18 protein-coding genes are annotated in these 18,441 nt (G+C 45.3%); 9 read left to right on the forward strand and 9 right to left on the reverse strand.

Annotated features, from left to right (window positions below):
• Positions 1-19: 19 nt before the first annotated feature.
• On the reverse strand, positions 20-1,000 hold the full coding sequence (locus ACN0W5_RS14395; protein ID WP_417454794.1) for a metal ABC transporter solute-binding protein, Zn/Mn family: 981 nt from the start codon (positions 998-1,000) through the stop codon (positions 20-22).
• Positions 1,001-1,291: 291 nt separating this feature from the next.
• Between ACN0W5_RS14395 and mntR the strand changes: the two genes are divergently transcribed.
• From mntR to ACN0W5_RS14410, 3 genes are all read left to right on the forward strand, one after another.
• A complete protein-coding gene (gene mntR, locus ACN0W5_RS14400) occupies positions 1,292-1,756 on the forward strand; it encodes a manganese-binding transcriptional regulator MntR (RefSeq protein WP_299378539.1) in 465 nt (154 codons plus the stop codon).
• A 174-nt stretch (positions 1,757-1,930) separates the two neighbouring features.
• A complete protein-coding gene (locus ACN0W5_RS14405; protein ID WP_417454795.1) occupies positions 1,931-2,536 on the forward strand; it encodes a superoxide dismutase in 606 nt (201 codons plus the stop codon).
• A 245-nt stretch (positions 2,537-2,781) separates the two neighbouring features.
• Positions 2,782-4,485 (forward strand): hypothetical protein, encoded by a 1,704-nt coding sequence (locus ACN0W5_RS14410; RefSeq protein ID WP_417454796.1) that lies wholly within the window; start codon positions 2,782-2,784, stop codon positions 4,483-4,485.
• Between the two features lie 84 nt (positions 4,486-4,569).
• Here the strand turns inward: ACN0W5_RS14410 and ACN0W5_RS14415 are convergent, their stop codons facing one another.
• Positions 4,570-4,914: a hypothetical protein gene (locus ACN0W5_RS14415; protein WP_417454797.1), complete on the reverse strand. Its 345-nt coding sequence runs from the start codon at positions 4,912-4,914 to the stop codon at positions 4,570-4,572.
• A 270-nt stretch (positions 4,915-5,184) separates the two neighbouring features.
• Between ACN0W5_RS14415 and ACN0W5_RS14420 the strand changes: the two genes are divergently transcribed.
• On the forward strand, positions 5,185-6,387 hold the full coding sequence (locus ACN0W5_RS14420) for a phosphoglycerate kinase (RefSeq protein ID WP_417454798.1): 1,203 nt from the start codon (positions 5,185-5,187) through the stop codon (positions 6,385-6,387).
• Between the two features lie 42 nt (positions 6,388-6,429).
• On the opposite strand, the gene ACN0W5_RS14425 is transcribed toward ACN0W5_RS14420, so the two are convergent.
• From ACN0W5_RS14425 to ACN0W5_RS14440, 4 genes are all read right to left on the reverse strand, one after another.
• Positions 6,430-6,789: an AzlD domain-containing protein gene (locus ACN0W5_RS14425; RefSeq protein WP_299378529.1), complete on the reverse strand. Its 360-nt coding sequence runs from the start codon at positions 6,787-6,789 to the stop codon at positions 6,430-6,432.
• A complete protein-coding gene (locus ACN0W5_RS14430) occupies positions 6,786-7,523 on the reverse strand; it encodes an AzlC family ABC transporter permease (protein ID WP_417454799.1) in 738 nt (245 codons plus the stop codon). Before ACN0W5_RS14430 ends, ACN0W5_RS14425 begins: the two co-directional genes overlap by 4 nt.
• Positions 7,524-7,643: 120 nt before the next feature.
• A complete protein-coding gene (locus ACN0W5_RS14435; RefSeq protein ID WP_417454800.1) occupies positions 7,644-9,212 on the reverse strand; it encodes a PAS domain-containing sensor histidine kinase in 1,569 nt (522 codons plus the stop codon).
• Positions 9,212-10,474, reverse strand: a complete 1,263-nt coding sequence (locus ACN0W5_RS14440) for a DUF2336 domain-containing protein (protein ID WP_417454801.1) — start codon at positions 10,472-10,474, stop codon at positions 9,212-9,214. Before ACN0W5_RS14440 ends, ACN0W5_RS14435 begins: the two co-directional genes overlap by 1 nt.
• 314 nt (positions 10,475-10,788) lie before the next feature.
• On the opposite strand from ACN0W5_RS14440, the gene ACN0W5_RS14445 reads away from it, so the two are divergent.
• Positions 10,789-11,064 carry a hypothetical protein gene (locus ACN0W5_RS14445; protein WP_417454802.1) on the forward strand — a complete coding sequence of 92 codons (276 nt, stop codon included), beginning with the start codon at positions 10,789-10,791 and terminating at the stop codon, positions 11,062-11,064.
• A 55-nt stretch (positions 11,065-11,119) separates the two neighbouring features.
• Here the strand turns inward: ACN0W5_RS14445 and ACN0W5_RS14450 are convergent, their stop codons facing one another.
• On the reverse strand, positions 11,120-11,545 hold the full coding sequence (locus tag ACN0W5_RS14450) for an Lrp/AsnC family transcriptional regulator (protein ID WP_417454803.1): 426 nt from the start codon (positions 11,543-11,545) through the stop codon (positions 11,120-11,122).
• A gap of 173 nt (positions 11,546-11,718) precedes the next feature.
• On the opposite strand from ACN0W5_RS14450, the gene ctlX reads away from it, so the two are divergent.
• The 3 genes from ctlX (at position 11,719) to ACN0W5_RS14465 (ending at position 15,637) form a co-directional block, all read left to right on the forward strand.
• Entirely contained in the window at positions 11,719-12,681 is a 963-nt protein-coding gene (gene ctlX / locus ACN0W5_RS14455; RefSeq protein WP_417454804.1) for a citrulline utilization hydrolase CtlX, read from the forward strand.
• Positions 12,682-12,756: 75 nt separating this feature from the next.
• On the forward strand, positions 12,757-13,299 hold the full coding sequence (locus ACN0W5_RS14460) for an NUDIX domain-containing protein (protein ID WP_417454805.1): 543 nt from the start codon (positions 12,757-12,759) through the stop codon (positions 13,297-13,299).
• Between the two features lie 229 nt (positions 13,300-13,528).
• Positions 13,529-15,637 (forward strand): methyl-accepting chemotaxis protein, encoded by a 2,109-nt coding sequence (locus ACN0W5_RS14465; RefSeq protein WP_417454806.1) that lies wholly within the window; start codon positions 13,529-13,531, stop codon positions 15,635-15,637.
• A gap of 42 nt (positions 15,638-15,679) precedes the next feature.
• Here ACN0W5_RS14465 and ACN0W5_RS14470 read toward each other — a convergent pair whose 3' ends face one another.
• The gene (locus ACN0W5_RS14470; RefSeq protein WP_417454807.1) at positions 15,680-16,600 is read right to left on the reverse strand and encodes a LysR family transcriptional regulator; all 921 of its coding nucleotides are present in this window, start codon (positions 16,598-16,600) and stop codon (positions 15,680-15,682) included.
• Between the two features lie 97 nt (positions 16,601-16,697).
• On the opposite strand from ACN0W5_RS14470, the gene speB reads away from it, so the two are divergent.
• On the forward strand, positions 16,698-17,660 hold the full coding sequence (gene speB, locus ACN0W5_RS14475) for an agmatinase (protein ID WP_417454808.1): 963 nt from the start codon (positions 16,698-16,700) through the stop codon (positions 17,658-17,660).
• A 34-nt stretch (positions 17,661-17,694) separates the two neighbouring features.
• Here speB and ACN0W5_RS14480 read toward each other — a convergent pair whose 3' ends face one another.
• Positions 17,695-18,411: a hypothetical protein gene (locus tag ACN0W5_RS14480; RefSeq protein WP_417454809.1), complete on the reverse strand. Its 717-nt coding sequence runs from the start codon at positions 18,409-18,411 to the stop codon at positions 17,695-17,697.
• Positions 18,412-18,441: the final 30 nt, after the last annotated feature.

Genomic DNA, 18,441 nt, shown 5'->3' on the forward strand with positions numbered 1-18,441 from the left:
GAAAGTTTCCTGTACAGCCTTAGTTAGCTGTGTGTTGGGTCAAGGTCAATTGTTTGCTCATGCCAGCTAGCGGTGCTTCACCCCCAAGGGCACGGCTAATTACTGTCGCATTGTGATCAAGCATGCCGATATAGGTGCCTTCGTAGGTTCCCGCGGGCCCCATCGCATCGGAAAAAAGCGTGCCCCCGATTGTTATGTTATGGCCACGAGCTTTAGCGCCTTCGATTAAAGCTTTTACATTTCGATCGGCTACAGAACTTTCAACAAAAACGGCGCTGATCTTACGTGTCACGATAAGATCAACAAGGGTTTCAATCTTTTTTAATCCTGCTTCACTTGCGGTGCTTAACCCCTGAATGCCGACAACTTCAAAGCCGTATGCTTTGCCAAAATAGTTAAAAGCATCATGAGCAGAGATAACAACTCGCTCGTTCGAGGGAACAGTTGCAAGAACAGTTTCTACATATCCATTAAGCTGTTCCAGTTTGATCAGATATTCGGCGGCATTTTTGTCGTAGAAATCGGCGTTTACCGGGTCGTGCTTTTTAATAACATCAAGTGCTTTACTCGTCACGGCCATCCACTTTCGGACATCCATCCAAACATGGGGATCGTTTTTGTTTTCGTAATCCTGGCTAGTTAATAGCATAGATTCATTGATCGTTTCTGCCAAAGGAATCACTGGCTTCTTTGTGGCCATACGCTTTAGGGCGTCTTCCATCTGGGCTTCTAGATAGAGACCATTATAGAGAACAATGTCGGCCTTGGTTAGGGCGGCAACATCGTATCTGTTCATCCGATAGGTGTGTGGGTCAACGCCTTCGCCCATCAGACTGTCCACTTCCATCTTATCCCCGACGATATGGCTGACGACATCGGCAATCTGAGCAATGGTGGTAACAACAACGGGTTTATCAGCTTTGGCGAGCTGACCAGATGCGATGAGCATCGCTGCTGCTAAGATAGTCTTTGTTACAAAGGTAAACGATTTAAATAACATCATTTGTTTCTTCAGGTCCGCTTGCTTTTGGAGCTTAGGGCGAGAGCGAATCGATTCGCGTAGGTGGGCAATGTTATGTTGCTGCTAGATTAATTTGTAGCTTAGGCTACATTTGGTGTCAATGGCATAATAGTTGGCGTGTGCCTTCTAATATTTCGTATGGGCTTAAAAAGAAATTTTTAAAGAATAAATGAAAGAGCTTGCTCTTTTACATACGGGATTCTTTCAGGTAAGTAGGGGGCGAAGCAGAGTTGATCTTAAGGTGAATGGCGGAAGGTTATATTTAAGTCCATGGCATCAGTTACTGACCCGGGAAACGCTGAATCGAACTTAGAGTTAGAAGATGCAGAACAACAGGCTGCAAAGTTTGAGCGTGTCCGCGAAGCCCATAAAACAGAAGTCGCCGAAGATTACGTAGAATTGATTGATGATTTGATCAATGTGAATGGTGAGGCACGAGTCGTTGAACTGGCCGAACGTATGGGCGTCAGTCACGCGACCGTTAATAAAATAATCCAACGTCTACAGCGCGAGGGATTAGTTATTTCTAAGCCTTATCGATCGATTTTCTTGACGGAGGAGGGGCGTGAAATGGCTTTGGCTGCACGCCGTCGGCATGAAATTGTAGTTCGTTTTTTGAAGGCTGCGGGCGTCAGTGATGCAACGGCAGAGATTGACGCCGAGGGTGTGGAACACCATGTGAGTGAGGAGACACTTAAATGTCTTTCTGCTTTAACACTTAAGATCGAGAAATAAATAGCCTTTCGCTTGAATGTCCCGTTTATCTGTTCCCGATTTTCTTTTCTTTTTGATTATTCGGAACTGAAAATCATATAGATGCGGTTTTCGCTTTTGAAACAGGGGGTAAACGGGCTAAAGTGCGGCAGAAATTCGAACACTGAAACGAAACTAAAGAATTGGGGAAATCTCATGGCTCTTGAATTACCAGCCCTTCCATATGCTTACGATGCACTGGGACCATACATGTCAGCAGAAACTCTTGAGTTTCACCATGACAAACACCATAACGCCTATGTTGTAAATGGTAACAAACTTCTCGAAGGTTCAGACTTGGAAGGTAAGTCCCTTGAAGAGATCGTTAAAGGCTCTTTTGGCGATGCGTCTAAAGCGGGCATTTTTAACAATGCTGCACAGCACTGGAACCATATTGAGTTCTGGAACATGATGAAGCCAAATGGCGGTGGCGCTATTCCTGGTGAACTTGAAAAGAAAATCATCGAAGACTTCGGTAGTGTTGACCAGTTCAAAGCTGACTTCGTAAATGCGGGTGTGACACAGTTCGGTTCTGGTTGGTGCTGGCTTGTGCTAGACGGTAGCGGCAAGCTTGCTGTGACCAAAACAGCAAATGGCGAAAATCCATTGGTAACTGGTGGTCATGCGCTTCTTGGTTGTGATGTGTGGGAACACTCTTACTACATCGATTACCGCAATGCGCGCCCAGATTACGTGAAAGCGTTTGTTGATAGTCTTGTGAACTGGGAATACGTTGCTGAGCGCTTTTCAAAAGCTGGCTAATTCCGGTAACAGATAATGAAAAACGGTCCGTTTGTCGGGCCGTTTTTTATATGTAATCAGGTGGCTTCTCTTGGGAAGCATTAGTTAATCAGGTAGAATTTTAACTGGAATTTGTGTGGAAAGATCAAGGTGGTTTTCTTTCCCCGATCTTCCTGTTATTTTGCCAATACTTTTTAAAGTGCGTTTGAGCCAGTTTAGTGGCCAGACAGAAGAAGATTCTGTGTGAGATGAGGAAAGTAAGTCGTATGAGAGCATTAGGGCGTATTGCCGGAACGATGGTGGCTATTGTGGCTGGTTTCAGCTCTCTGGCAGGAACAGTTCATGCTCAGGATTTGGCCGGAGAGCCAGCTCCTAATCAACTTATTGCGTTTGATGGATTAGAGTATGCGGGAGCCGCGAAAGTTTTTGAACTTTCTGCTGACCAGCTTTATTCTTTTATTCCTTCTCTTGGTGATCTCTCTGGTCGGGTTTCTTCTGTGAAGCTTGGTTCCCAAGTCGGGGCGTTGTTTTTCGAGGGGCCGTTGTTTCAAACCACGGATAAATCCTGTTCCCCGCTTTTGGGGAGTAAAGAAGAGCCTCATTTGTTATGGCAGGGGGCATCTGCTGACTTAGTCCCGCTAAAACGTGTAAATGATGCGCCAGTTTCAATGGCAGTCCCGAAAGATGATACCTATTCGTCTATGATTATTTATCGCCGAGACATGGGGCCACCACCGGGAATTCTTATGTTGCAGCGTTTGAATACCTATAGCCGTGGCTGTGCAAATGTTCTTGAACAGTTGAACTACAGACGCGCCTTTATTCCAGCATGGGACAAAGGGCGTACGGGGTATTGCCAAAATCTGGTTGGTCCAACGACCTATGCCGGAGAACGTGGCACTTTTCGATTTAACGATAGCGATCAACTGATCTTTATGCATCCCGACGGCATGGATGGGGCTTATCAGTCCGTTCGTCACCGCGTGCGGGCAACATTATATGATTTCCCTGATTGTCAGGGAAATCACGTTACTTTTCCTTTCAAGGCAGAGAGTATTCGCAAGTTCAATCTTGCTGACTATGGCTATAAAGGGCGTGCACGTTCTGTCAAAGTTGAATATGTATCCGGTCCTGCTGCTTCCATATCAGGGGTAGCCGTTGCAAGTTCTGCTCCTAAGACCGTTGTTGCAAAAGCTCCTGCTCAGCAAAAGGTTGCTTCTCCATCTGTGTCTGTGCAATCAGCAACGCCAACAACCGAAGTTCCTGTTGTGAAGCAGGAGGCAGAAGTACAGCAGTCTGCAGCCATACAGAATGCTGCTCCTAAAGCGGCGACTTCAACCGTAGAACCGCAAACATTTGTGGCGCCTGAGCCCGCCCAGACGTTCTCTGCCCCTGCCCCTCAGACGTTTACGGCACCCGAACCTGGGACAACATTTCAAGCTCCAGCATATAGTTCTGCGGATTCTGATCTTGTTGCTGCTGGCATTACCCCGGCAGGTGATGATGCCTTGATCCCACCGCCAACTCAGGTGACAGAGGGTGAGCTTCAGCGGCAGGCAATTACATCTCAATCTGAAAACCCGTTGTTTACGTCGTCTTATCAATTGTTTGAAGCGAAACCCGCCGAAAATGTTGAAAGTCAACCTTTGGGCTCGGAAACGTCACCTGATCAAGGAAGTTTGCCGACTGAAACCGCACAACGATTTGTTAGTCCAACGGCAGTAGGGGGGACCACCTATGAGTACCCTGTTTTTGATGCCTATCGTCTGAACTATTGTCTAACTCCTGGAACGAATTGTGGCGAGCCTGCTGCGGTTGAGTGGTGTAAGAAAAAAGGCCATGGAACAGCTGTTGCCTGGGTCAGGGATGATAACATTGGCTCTCTTTTTCCGACCATCAACATGGGGTCCAAAGAAATTTGTTCAAGCTATCGCTGTGATGGTTTCAAAGAGCTGACGTGTGGTAACTAAAGGCTAATTTTAAATCCCTTATAAATGTCGAGAGTCAGTATCTCATTTTATAAGGGATTGGCTAATTTCTGGCTTGCCATGTTCTCAATGTTGAACCTTGGGCATTGTGCTATATATTTCAGCAAGTAATGCAGTGTGTTTATCAATAGCTTCTGGGCCTTGTTCTGGCCCGTCATAAAGGCCGAGCTCTTTTAATAGAATGAAAAAGCCAGTGCGTGGAATAGCTGGCTCCCCTCGACTGACGGCCACAGGGACGAGTGAAAGCACGCCGTTTTGATGGTCTTGCCGGAGTATGTCTTCTAGTACATTTGTTAACTTATGGATAATTTGCGGACCAGGAATCTCAGCTTCGATAGCAAGCATACGATAGCTGATGGTTTGATGTTTGCGAGCTGTGTTCTCTAGAACGGTCCTGATCTTTTGTTTCACGTGTGCCATCCTTCTCGCAATAATTCCTTTGGTACAAATTTTTGGTTCTAATGTTGATATATCCGGTATTGATGTACCCAACTATCTGGCTTTCCCAGATTGCTGGAATTCGAACGCCTATGACCATTCATGCCGTTATATCCTGATTTCTCGAACAGGGCTATAGTATCCACTTCTTGCTTGAATTTGATGGGGTGACTCTGTACGACTTCCATTAAATAAAAAACGATTTGGGCGCCAGAAGTCTTATAAGAACAACAGGAAGTAATCATGACTCAATTTCAAACTATTGACGATCTTCAGTTGAGCGGAAAGCGTGCGCTTGTCAGGGTGGATTTTAATGTTCCGATCAGGGACGGAAAAATTACTGATAACAGTCGTATCGTGCGGGTTTTGCCAACAATTCGGGATTTGAAGGCTCAAGGCGCAAAAATAATCCTAATGGCCCATTTCGGACGCCCAAAAGGTAGTGTCGTTCCTGAAATGAGTTTGGCACCCGTTGCTCAGGGCCTTTCCGATGCCTTAGGCGGTGAAAAAATTGCCTTCGCAAATGATTGCATTGGTACCGAAATTAATGCGCAGGTCGACGCGTTAGAAAATGGTGACATCATCATGCTTGAGAACCTTAGGTTTCATGCTGGTGAAGAGGCTAATGAAGCCTCTTTTGCACAAGAGCTTGCGAAGCTGGGGGATGTTTTCATCAATGACGCTTTTTCTGCTGCACACCGCGCACATGCTTCTACTGAAGGGCTGGCACGCTTACTTCCTGCTGCGGCAGGACGTTTGATGCAAACCGAACTGGAGCATCTGACACAGGCGCTGGGGCAGCCAAAACGCCCTGTTGCTGCACTGGTCGGTGGGGCGAAGGTATCTACCAAACTGGAATTGCTTAGTAACCTGGTGGGGCGGGTTGATGTACTGGTTATCGGCGGTGGCATGGCGAATACCTTTTTGAATGCACAGGGAATCGAAATTGGTCGTTCTCTTTGTGAACATGAAATGGCGGATACAGCACGGACTATTCTCAAGGAGGCTGAGGCGCAAAATTGTAAGGTAATGTTACCATCTGATGTTGTTGTGGCAGAGACTTTGGCGGAAAATGTACCAACATCTACTGTTGAGGCTTCTGCGGTTCCTGAGAATAAAATGATCTTGGACGCGGGGCAACAAACCGCGCAGGAAATCATTGCTGAATTGAAAAAATGTAAGACACTGGTTTGGAACGGCCCGCTTGGCTGTTTTGAAACAGAGCCGTTTGATGCTGCCACTAATTCAGTGGCTCAAGCAGCAGCCGCTCTAACGATATCTGGTGATCTCCTGACTGTTGCGGGCGGAGGAGATACGGTTGCCGCTTTGGTTCATGCTGGGGTTGATAAAGATTTTTCTTATATCTCAACGGCGGGCGGAGCATTTCTTGAATGGCTGGAAGGAAAGACACTTCCAGGAGTGAAGGCGTTGGAAGACGCGGCTTAATAGGATTAGAGAAGCTTAAACTGTACTTTTAGCTGGGGCCTTTTATAGAGGTCCCAGTCTTGCCATTAGAACCAGTGCTACGGCTCCCGCGGTTACTCCGGCGAGTAGGTTTTTTCGAGTTAGAAAAAAGACGGCTAGAGAAATGATTGTGGCTCCGGCACGTTGTTCTAATCCCAATTCAGCCAATGGGCCGATGGGTAAAAGAATCATCCGAGCAATTAACCCTGCGAGTAATGCGTAAGCAACGCATGTAACCCAGCGGAAAATGGCGCTGTCTTTATCCATTTTGCCTGATACGGCAACGCCCAAACCCCGCCAAAAGTAAGTAACGGCGGCAGCAACACCCAATGCAGCCATTGGGGCCATAAAATCCGAACTTAGAAAGCTGTCTAATCCATTCATGATGATTGAGTTTTCTTGAGTCTGTGCTCGCTGATCAGGAAAGCAATCGTCCCGGCAACCACCCCGGTTATGAGCAAGCTCCAATTGGGTGTGAGTAAAAAGGTTAGTGGGCCTAAAATTGCGCCTAGAATTAAGGCTGTTGGTCGGCCGGGTTGTGTAAAATCAGCAAGAAAGACCAGCATAAAGTAAACTGGGTTTAGGAACACCAAACCCATTGTAACTTCGGCGGGAAGCACACCGGGAAGGTGATATCCAACGAAGGTTGCGAGCATGCAAGTGGACCACAAAGGGATGACAAAACCTGTGAAGTAGGGAAGGCGCTGTTCTTCGGGAAGTTTGGGACACAATTTCATTGCTGCTGCCCATCCTGTAACGGCGATAAAATTGCTCATGAAGTAATAAACAATTTTTGGGGTTGTTTTGTTCCGGATCAAGGGCATTAAGACAATTGTCATGGGCATTAATCGGCAGTTAATCAAACCAACTGCGGCGGCGATAGCAAACAGCGAGGCATTAATCGCATAAAGTTCCATCGTCGCAATTTGCCCCGGAATAGCCCAGTTAACAGCCGTTGAGATCAAGGCATGCCAAACTTCCAGCCCGGTTTCACTGACCAGGGCGCCAAATCCCATATAGGTACTGCCTAAAATGAGGGCTGGTATGGTGAGAGCATCTTTTGCTCCCTGAATATAGGCGGCTCTGGTGGAGCCAAAATTAACAGGTGTATGTTGCATACCCGGCTTTAGACTCCGGACTAAAAGAAGAGAGCGAAAGCCTAGCACAGAGGAATGAAGGGACGCATCTGTTTTGTGCAGTGCGAAATCAACTGGGTTAGATTCGTGTCGATAAGTGCTTTAAGAGGGCAGGATTCTAGATCCGGGTAGCACACATTTTACAGAAGTTCCTTTGCCGGGATCACTGGTCATTTCAAGTTCACCACCGTGAAGTCTGATGAGGCCTTGCGCTAATGGAAGACCGAGACCTGTGCCGTCAAACTGGCGACTTAAAGTGCTGTCAATTTGGGCAAAAGGTTCAAAAGCTTTCGGTATATCATCTTCGGACATACCGATTCCGGTATCCATAATGACAAATTCGAAATCACCGTCGTCGTTCACCCCACCAGCAAGTTCAACGGTCCCGCCCGAAGGCGTGAATTTAACTGAATTTGCAAGAAGATTGATAAGTACTTGTTTTAGCTTTCGTTGGTCTGCGTAAATAAGCGGAAGCTTTGACGGAAGGGACAATTTCAGTTTTAGGCCCGCATTTTCAGCGCGTTCTATCATCAGGCGCTGAACAGATACTGCTAATTTGAGAGGGTCTGTGGCATCTTCTAGTAGTTCGAGTTTCCCGGCTTCTATCTTTGCAACATCCAGAATATCGTTGATCACGCTTAACAGGTGGCGAGCAGAGGTATGAATATCATGTGAATATTCATGATATTGCTTGTTTCCGAGCGGCCCCAAAAGCTGAGATGACATCATCTCGGAGAAGCCAATGATAGCGTTTAGTGGTGTGCGAAGCTCATGGCTCATATTAGCCAGAAATTCAGACTTAGCTCGATTGGCGACTTCAGCTGTTTCCTTTGCTGTTCTCAGCGCGCCTTGCTGGTGTTGCTGTTCTGTAACATCTCGGGCGCTTCCCCGGTAACCGGCGTAGGTACGATTATCATTGTTATAAAAGGCTAGGCCACTGACCAGGAACAGCCGTTCTTCGCCGGATCGGCTTAGGATTGACAGTTGTTCGTCTCTGAAGGGTTTGTGGGTATCTGTCGCTGCTGTATTCGGGAAGACATGATCTGGTTCTTCGACGATCAGATCTTTGATGCTCCGTCCCAGAAGTTCACTTGGGTGGTACCCTAGGGCTTTTTGTACCTGCGGGGAAACGTAGGTGAAATTCAGATTTTTATCTGTTTCCCACGTCCAGTCTGAAACCAGTCTGCTCATATCATTCAGACGACTCTGTACAGACGTTAAAACCTCTTTTAGACGGGCATTTTCGTCATAGGGGCTAAGAACAACTGCTGTTGCGCCGGAATGATTTTTGGTCCCGTTTATATAGTGGTAGGAAGCTAAATAGTGTTGGGCTTTCTTGTTGACGACAATGGTATATTCATCGGGATTGCTTCCACCAGCTGATTTTATTGCTTCGATTTCTGCTGGACTATAGGGGGGGGCAATAGCATTTTCTATTAATCCGGCATCTTCCATTTCTGCAGCGATTGTTTCATAGGCGTTATTGGCAAATATAACCTGACCTTCATTACTTATGACGCACGTTGGGGGGCCGTTGTGAACAATATCATTTTTAAGCGCAGAAATAATTTCCAGCGAACTGCTCAAATTATGAGGAAGGCCGGCACTTTTATTCTTCGTATCGCGATCCTTGGGGAGCTTCACGATACGCCCTTTTGTTTCTTTTACCATCACGACGCTTTTGCCCCGCTAGCTGATTTTTCTTCGGGCGAGGCTGCATCGATTTCGCTTATGGCGTCTTGATATTTGGGATCCATACGCCAGGAATCAGTAATTAACTGAGCGTCATCTTTGTTGACTTTATCATAAATTAACATTGCTCGGGAAAGATCACGGGGATCTGTTGTTTGTCCTCGAGGATTACCTTTGCGGCTAAGTAAAAAGATCGTCGCGAACGTTTGTTTGGGTATCCCCATCGCGAGGCATAGAATAGCAATACCTTCGCCCTTCGTTTCATAAAGTGCTTTTCTTAGGCCGCCCGGACGAAAGCCGCTCATTTCACAGAACATACTTTCGAACAATTCAACTTCCCCCTGACGAAGAGATTGAACCAGACTTTCTACGGTAAGCAGGTTATTTTGTTTTAGCTTTTGCGCGAGCTTTGTCGAAGGAGCATGCGGCGTTGGCTTTATTCTGTCTTGGTCAATAAGTTTATGAACGCCAGATTGTATCTTGTTATCTATGTCCTGAATATCAACTGGGAAATTCTTGAGAATATGTGATCTTAGGGCTGCTGATACCCACCAATACATGCGTTCTGCAAGGTGTATAGGTAAATCTTCTCTGTTGATTAGGGGCTCTTGGAAATCATCAATGCGCCGGGATTGATCGGCTAGATACTCTAACGTTAGTTCTGAAATAGATGCGTTTTTGTTTTCAAGGAGTGTTTTGATAACGTCTTTTTTGCCCGTATTGATCAAGGCATCAGAAACTTCGCTGCTTAATTCATTCCGGAGTGCGATAGAGAGTTGATGTTGATGAGTTCGGGATTTGATAATGTCGACCAGATCTTGATCTTTTAAGATATCGCTATTCAATAAGATCGGACGAGCCACTTCGATGTCGTCGTTCGCAAGCATTAGAATCAGTTCATGGGGAACGGTCTTGGTTGCGGCAAGTTCTTCGCTTAGGGCCTGGCGGACCAACTGTTCTACGTCGCTGATCAATTTGCCCAAGATATCAGTCATCAAGGCTCTCTCTAATTCAGAAAGAGCGATTTCTTCTTCTGAAAAAAGATGGCCAATTGTCCGCGCAAGCGCTTCTCGGCCTTTGACCGAGCGGTCTAGAGCCATCGAGAGCAACTTTTGCAAGTTATTATCCTGGTTTTCCGGCAAGGGAACCCCCGCTTCCTTATACCCCGGTGCGCTACTTGCGCGTTCACAGCCATTATTGACTGCATTAGTCCTTATTATTGTCAGAGAATCCACACCCATGTAGATTGCTCATAAACAAACAATTACGTCAAAATTTATGAAAATAGTCTTAATTTTTTGGTTAATCTATTCGAGATATGTGTGTCTCTACATAGTCGATACTAAATATAGTAGTTTATGTGCATAGTTGATAGCAAGTTCTGTGCTGTTAATAAAAATTTCACGGAAAGAATCGGTACTGATAAGTTGTAATAAAGAGTTGTGTAATTATTTGATTTTAACTTAATTGCTGTGGGTGCTCATTATTATTCACCTAAAAAGAGTGATTTTGTGCAGTTAATATATTCTTTACGGGAAGTTGCCATAATTAAGATATGAAAATTTCTAATAAAACGGATGCCGGGTTTTTATCAGGTGTAGCGCTGGATGGAGCCACAAAGCAACAACCGTCGCGACAAGAATCCTCTGAGATCCCCAAAGAAACAACTCCTGCTCAGCTTAGGCTTCAAAAGGTTCTTCAGCCCTTTACGGGTGACCTTAGAAGCTTTGGCGTTGCCGAACGGCTGAAAGAGTTATTTGATGCAGCAAGATTAGCGGCTGAATCCGGTAAAATACTTCCCCGAGGGTCGTTTTTGAATATTAGAGTATAACGATCAAGTGTTCATTGATTGAGTAAGTAGCTGGCCGACCTTGGCTGGTTTTTGGTTAAACAGAGCTGAGTAAAAGACTTGTTTCGCTGTTGAGTATGCCATCAATACTTCTGACTTTTCTAAGAGTGACGTCAAATTCCTGCAAGCTGGTAACCTGTATTTCTGCTACAAGATCCCATTTTCCATTTGTTGTGTGTAGCTTGACCAATTCCGGCATGCCTCTGAGTTTTTGAATGACCTGGGTTGTTGATTTACCCATTACTTCTATCGACATAATTGCTTTAATCAGGTTTGGTTCGCTTTCTTCTCTGACGCGAACCGTAAAGCCCAACAAAGCACCTGAATTCAACAATCGATCCAACCTATTTTGCACTGTGCCCCTTGATACCTGCAAAATATCGGCTAGCTTGGATAGTGGCGCTCGACCATCTTTTTTTAAGATGGTTATTAATTCTTGGTCTAAGGAATCAAATTTATACATGAGTATAGGCCAAATTGAACAAATTGCTAATATGAGTATATAATTTGATTAAAAAAATGCAATTATATACAAAATACTGACATATTAATTAAAGTATCACTCTCCTAAGCTCCAGACCTTATCAAACACATTATTTTTGTCGTGTACTCATCAGTCTAGGAAGTTTATCTGTTATGTCCTCTTGTGCTCCTGCAAATTTACACCCGTCTGTTATAGGTAAAAATCCACAAACTCCGGTGGGGGTTGTTCTTGTTCGACCTCATCATTTTATAGCGAACCCCGAAACAGCTTTAGATAACAGTTTTCAGGCGATAGCGAATAAACAGGATATAACTGATGGATATAACGCTTTTAAGGAAGCCTCTGGCGTTGTTGATGAGCTCAAATCTCTTGGGGTTGATGTGCATGTTTTTGAAGATGAAAATTATCACACGCCTGATTCTGTCTTTCCGAATAATTGGTTTTCTACACACGCAGGTGGTCATGTCGCTATATACCCTATGTCTGTGGAAAGCCGACGACGAGAGCGCCGTACGGATATTATCGAGATGCTTAAACAAGTATACCGGGTCCAAGACATTATTGACTATTCAGGACAAGAGAAAGATGGGCGGTATCTAGAAGGCACAGGAGCGATGGTGCTGGATCATATAGAGCGTGTGGCATATGTATGTAAGTCGCGACGATCTGACCCGGTTCTTCTAGAGCGATTTTGTTCTCAGTTTAATTATGAGCCGATGGTTTTTGACGCCTCTGATAGCAATGGAAATGCCGTTTATCATACGAACGTGTTGATGTGTATTACAAGCGACCTGGTTCTGATCGGCGCAAAGATGGTCCGCAATGATACCCAAAGGGCAGAGTTGTTGCAGCGACTTAAAAGCACGGGGCGAAAGGTTATCGAGCTTTCGGAAAAACAAGTGTCATCATTTGCCGGGAATATGTTGGAAGTTCAGGGGGCAGCAGGGCGACTGCTTGTGATGTCAGCGACTGCTTATCATTCATTGACCTCTGAGCAGATTAATCTGATTGAGCAGTGTCTCTCAATTGTTGTCGTTTCAATCCCCACGATTGAAAAGGCTGGTGGATCCGTTCGGTGTATGTTGGCTGGCATCCACCTTTCAAAGCGTTTGTAAGTCTCCTTGATTTGTAAGAGATCTTGAAATGATATTGTTCTTGCTCTGGGCTCGCGGCAGGGACATGCTGAGCTCATGAGTAATGATGATCATCTTCATATTCCTGCGGATGCAGCTTTTTCACGTAGAATTCCTGAGCAAGATGACAGGGAACGACTGGTTTGTGATGCCTGTGAATATGTCATTTATGAAAATCCAAAAATTGTCGTCGGGGTTGTTGCTACCTGGCAGCAAAAAGTATTGTTGGTTAAAAGAGAAATAGAGCCTCGACGAGGATATTGGGCGCTGCCAGCTGGTTATATGGAGTTGAATGAGACTGCAGACGAGGGAGCAGCTAGGGAGGCTTGGGAAGAAGCCCGTGCAAAACTAAAAATTGATCAGCTTCTCGCTATATACTCTATCCCTCAAATTAGTCAGGTGCAGATTATTTACCGGGCCAAGTTATCCCACCCAGAAGTCTCTCCCGGGCCAGAAAGTCAAGAGGTCGCTCTTTTTGGCCGGGATGATATTCCTTGGCGCGATTTGGCCTTTCCAACTGTAGAGTGGGCCCTCAATCAGTACTATTCCGTTCAGGAAAAAAACTGGTTTCCTCCATTTTCTAATCCCCGTGAAGCCTGAATTTTACACGCCTTATTGCCAAACATATTCGTGATATAGGTATTGGCTATAATTAATATAGAATTTTTTTATATTTAAAGAATATGTATTTGTATTTATAAAAGGTAATTTTTTTCAATAAAAATTTCAAAATATAAGTATTTATTAGTTAGTTGTTAAATAATCCGAACTTACATTTGTGTTTCAGGTCGCGCGATCCCGGGTCGCTAATGCTATGGAGTTCGAGTAAATGCCGTCTAAAGCCCTAACTATTCGTAACAGTCTTTATGCTGTTGCTTTAATCCTAACAGGACTTGTTATCTACCAAGCCGCGATTTCTGTTCTAGATGATTGGCAGGATTATCAGGATACGCAGACAACGTTGGAATATAACAGGGTTGAGGGGCAATTAATTCAGGCTGCAAAGTATTGGGCAGAAGAGCGTTCTTTAACGTCTGTTGCAATTGCATCAAGCCAAGAAATAACGAAGGCGGGGCAAAAGAATATCATCAATGCCCGGGAACAGGGGGATGAGAACTTCCTGAAAGCTTTCTCTTGGTTGGAAGCTAATGCAAAATTTCTTGATAAAGCAGCTGTTTTGGAAGAAGTACAGGCAACTCATACGTTATTAGTAGAGATGCGTCCTGATATAGATACATATATCTCAGTCCCGAAGTTTCAGCGAGATCGAAAGGTAGGATCTGCCGCAGAACCCGCCATTACAAGTATGATCATGGCGTCGAAAATACTGCGGGAAAGGTCCTCGTTTCAGCCCAAAAAATCAGGTCCGAATTTTACGATGGTGCAGCGCTTAAAAGAAAGTGCATGGGTCATGAGTGAGTATGCGAGTCGAGAAAAAGCGGGTTTGGCCTATGCGATCTCTAAGAAGGTCAAATTGCGGGGTACACGTTTAAAGAACTTCTATACCGATCGCGGACGGTTGGAGAACGCGTGGCAGAACTTTCTTGTTTATACAAACAAGCCAGAGGCTGCAGAAAAAATTACTGGTGTGATGACCGAACTGGAAGCTGGTTTCTTTGCAAAGGATCAGTTCGAAGGCATGCGTGAGACTGTTTTCAAAAAGGGTATTCGTGGCACTGACTATCCGGTTGATGAAGCAACGTGGTCTAAAACAGCCGAAAGCGCGATCAGTCCTCTCTGGGATTTGGTGGATGTAACAACAATTACTTCAGGAGAATTAGCAAATACTGCCGCAACAGAAAGCTGGAATCGTATGGTTACGGCGTTGATTATCTTGGTTGTTGGTGTCGTTGCTGGCCTGGTTTCATTTTGGATTGTTGCCATGCGGGTGATCTACCCAGTAAAGTCGATTACATCTTCTATGCAAGAGTTGGTTGATGGTAATCTGGACGTTGAGATCCGGGGTGCAAGCGGTCATGATGAGATTGCTGATATGGCTAAGGCCGTTCTGGTGTTTAGAGACAATGCAATTGCCGTTAAAAAACTGGAAGAAGAACGCAAGGAAGTTGAGAAGCGAAACGAACAAGAAAAACGACAGGCTATGGTCGAACTTGCTGATCGCTTTGAGAGCGAAGTGAAGGGGATCGTTCAAACTGTTTCGTCTGCGGCAACGGAGATGAGAAGTACCTCAGAAGGGATGCAAGAAACAGCTGGTAACACGTCTCAACAGGCTGTGGCCGTAACCTCTGCCTCAGAACATGCCACGGGTAATGTGCAGACTGTGGCTGCTGCGGCTGAAGAACTCTCTAGTTCGATTAATGAAATTAGCCGACAGGTTAGTCAATCGACAAGTATTGCAAGTGATGCTGTTGCCAGAGCTGAAGATGCAAACACGCAGGTTTCGGGCTTACTAGAAGCATCTACTAAAATTGGGGAAGTTATCAAGCTAATTTCGGACATTGCTGAACAAACAAACTTACTTGCTTTAAATGCCACGATTGAAGCTGCCCGTGCAGGTGATGCTGGAAAAGGCTTTGCTGTGGTTGCAAGTGAAGTGAAGAGTCTCGCGACACAGACAGCCAAAGCAACCGAGGAGATTGCGCAACAGGTGACGGGTATTCAAGGGGCTACAGATACAGCGGCTGATGCCATCGGTAAAATTACAGGCACGATTGAGCAAATAAATGAAATTACGTCTTCTGTGGCTGCGGCGGTAGAAGAGCAAGGGGCGGCGACGCTTGAGATATCGCGTAATGTTCAAGAGGCCGCGACAGCTACGGGTGAAGTGTCTTCTACGATTTCTGATGTCACAAACGGCGTAGAAGAAACGGGTCGATCAGCACAGGATGTTTTAAGTGCAGCATCAGAGCTTTCACGACAGTCTGAAATGCTTAATACACAGGTTGATGATTTTATTCATCAAATCCGTGAGGCTTAAGGTTTTTTTATCCCTTAGGTATTCAGTTAAAAGGGACCTTGGCTATAGCAGGGTCCCTTTCTTTTTTGCGGCTAAGCAAGTAGCCAAGCACTGTTTGAAAGCTTTAAGGACGGGTGATGCATGTGTGCCTGCCCTGACAATTAATTCAAATGTTGATTCATAGCCAAGTCCTTGGGGATTGAGCGCTTTCATAGCACCCCTTTCTACCCATTTCTGAGCGAGATGGTCAGGAAGGTGAGCAATGAAATGACCAGAAAGAACAAGGTAAACAAGTCCCTCCATTTGATAAGAAAGGGCACCTGATCCTGCTGTTTTGATGTTTGATGGGTGAGGTCGTCCAGCCGTATATCCACGTTGAGCCACCTTGTGTTTTACCAAGTCCTGAAGGCTGAGTTTGTCCGTATTACTGTTGAAAAGAGGATGTTTTGAACTGCAATACAGGATCTGATTTTCCGTAAAGAGTGGTTGATAATGAAGGCCGGGAAGTTGCTTGGGAAAGGCGCCGATTGCAATATCCAGACGTTGGTCAAGTACTTCTCTTTCTAATAAATTAGGAGGGAGGATACTGATCGCAGCTTCTATTTTGCCCTCCATGTTAAAGAGCTGGTGCAAACTTTGGGAAATCGAAGGGTTTGGGTGGGTCACCAGATTATCTGCGATACCTAACAAAAGCTTGCCACTAAGCTCCTGTCTCAGATCATGAATTTCGTTGTTAAAACCATCTATCTGACTAAAAAGCGTTTTAGCTGCGCTATAAACACGTTCCCCTTCCTTTGTGAGTGAAAAGCCCGACCGGCCCCGTTGACATAGGCGCATACCAAGTCGGGTTTCCAAATCTGACATTTGAATGCTAATTGTCGAGATGCTGATATTCAACTCGGCCTGGGCCTGTGAAAAACCACCACAGTCGGCAACAGTCAGGAATACGCGAAGTTGGCGAAGGTCCAGATTGTCAAGTTTCATAGTTTGATAATTCTCAAAGTAACATTTGTTATTTTATTATTTTATTAAGTTACCCGCAGGGAGACACTAAAGGCGAGATTTATTTTGGGAGGCAAGAATGAGCAAGTTAACGGAATTACCACCAGATGGAATGGACATGCCGCGATTCAGTGGCATTGCGACATTTATGAGACTGCCTCATGTCTCTGAATTTACTGGTTATGATATTGGAATCATTGGTGTCCCATGGGACGCAGGGGTTACTAACCGACCTGGTACACGTCATGGCCCTCGTCAGCTCAGGGATATGTCTAGCCTGATCCGTCGCTATAACGGAGCAACCTGGATCGCGCCCTTTGATGATTGTCGGATTGCTGATTTTGGGGATGTAAAAGTTAATCCTGTCGATCTTGATATGACAATGCAACGTGTCACTGACTTTATGGCGAGTATTCGTAAGGCTGGTGTCATGCCGATGGTTGCTGGCGGGGATCATATGATTTCGTTGCCAATTCTTCGCGGGCTTGTCGCGGATAGTGGCCCGGTTGGTATGGTGCATTTTGATGCCCATATGGATGTGAATGATAGCTATTTTGGCGGGAGTAAACTGACCCATGGAACACCGTTCCGCCGCGCAATAGAAGAGGGATTGCTTGACCCCAAGCGCGTTGTGCAGGTTGGCATTCGCGGATCACGTTATGATCGTTCTGATGAAGAATATGCGCAAGAAGTTGGGATAAGAGTAATTACGATTGAAGAGTATTTTGATCTTGGAATTCAAAGGGTCATTAAAGAAATTCATCGCGTGGTCGGCGACGAAAGAGTTTATGTGACCTTTGATATTGATGCTTTGGACCCTTGTTATGCACCGGGAACTGGAACCCCGGAAATCGGTGGTTACACCCCTTTTGATGCGCAGGTGATGATTAGATCTCTTGGGGATTTGAACTTGATCGGCGCGGATCTAGTTGAAGTTTCTCCGCCCTTTGATCAATCGGGCGGGACAGCAATAGTAGGTGTTAATCTGATGTTTGAGCTGATTTGTGTGCTTTCACAAGCACGGTGCCGACAAAGGGGATAATCTCAAATGTAAAGCAGTTGTTTGGCGCAAGCGGCTAGGGTTTTTTGGTTGCAAAGGCCAACCGAAATTGTTGCATCAACAGTCTTGTTAGCTGCCACCCCTGTAGAGCTTGTTGGTTGGTTTGCTCGTTGCAAGAGGTTTTTTCTTGGTTGGCTGCTTCGGTATATGAAGCCTTGATACGAGATGTATCCGGATTTTCCGGGTACCGAATTTTCATCGCATCAGTTAATGCTTCATAGCCAACTCGTAACTGTTCTGCGTATTCGGGTAAAAGATGCTCACAAACCGCGTTTGTACCAGTCGCTGCAGCGATAATAGTTATTCGTTGTTCGTCGAATGCCTGGTCACTGACGTTTTCTTCAAAAGCTTTCCCAGTTAGCTTGAAATTCAGGTCCCGTGCTTTTTGGAGTGAGCTTTGGATGAAATCCAATGATTCCTGATCACATTTGAAGCGCTCATCTTTTGAGGTCTGGTGGGCTGTCCCGCGAATCATTGTCAGAACGGGAGAGCCTGTAAAAATTTTGCTGAGAGAAAAGTCGAGTAGATATTGATGCCAATAGTACTCTCTGGTTTCTACGGAGGAAAGAAGCAGACATCTTTCTTCTAATGCTAGCCCCGTCGCTATTTTCCCGTATTCAGTGATGACTTCGTTTGAATCAAGTTGCTGATTTTGTTCTGCATAACTTGCAGATAATAGAGACGTGATAACAGAAAAAGAAGCACAGATAAGAACGAGATATTTTTTGAACACGGAAGAGCTTTTCTTTTATTTTTTCAAAGA

Origin of the sequence: Kiloniella sp., from assembly GCF_048270245.1 — a bacterium.
Taxonomy (GTDB): domain Bacteria; phylum Pseudomonadota; class Alphaproteobacteria; order Kiloniellales; family Kiloniellaceae; genus Kiloniella.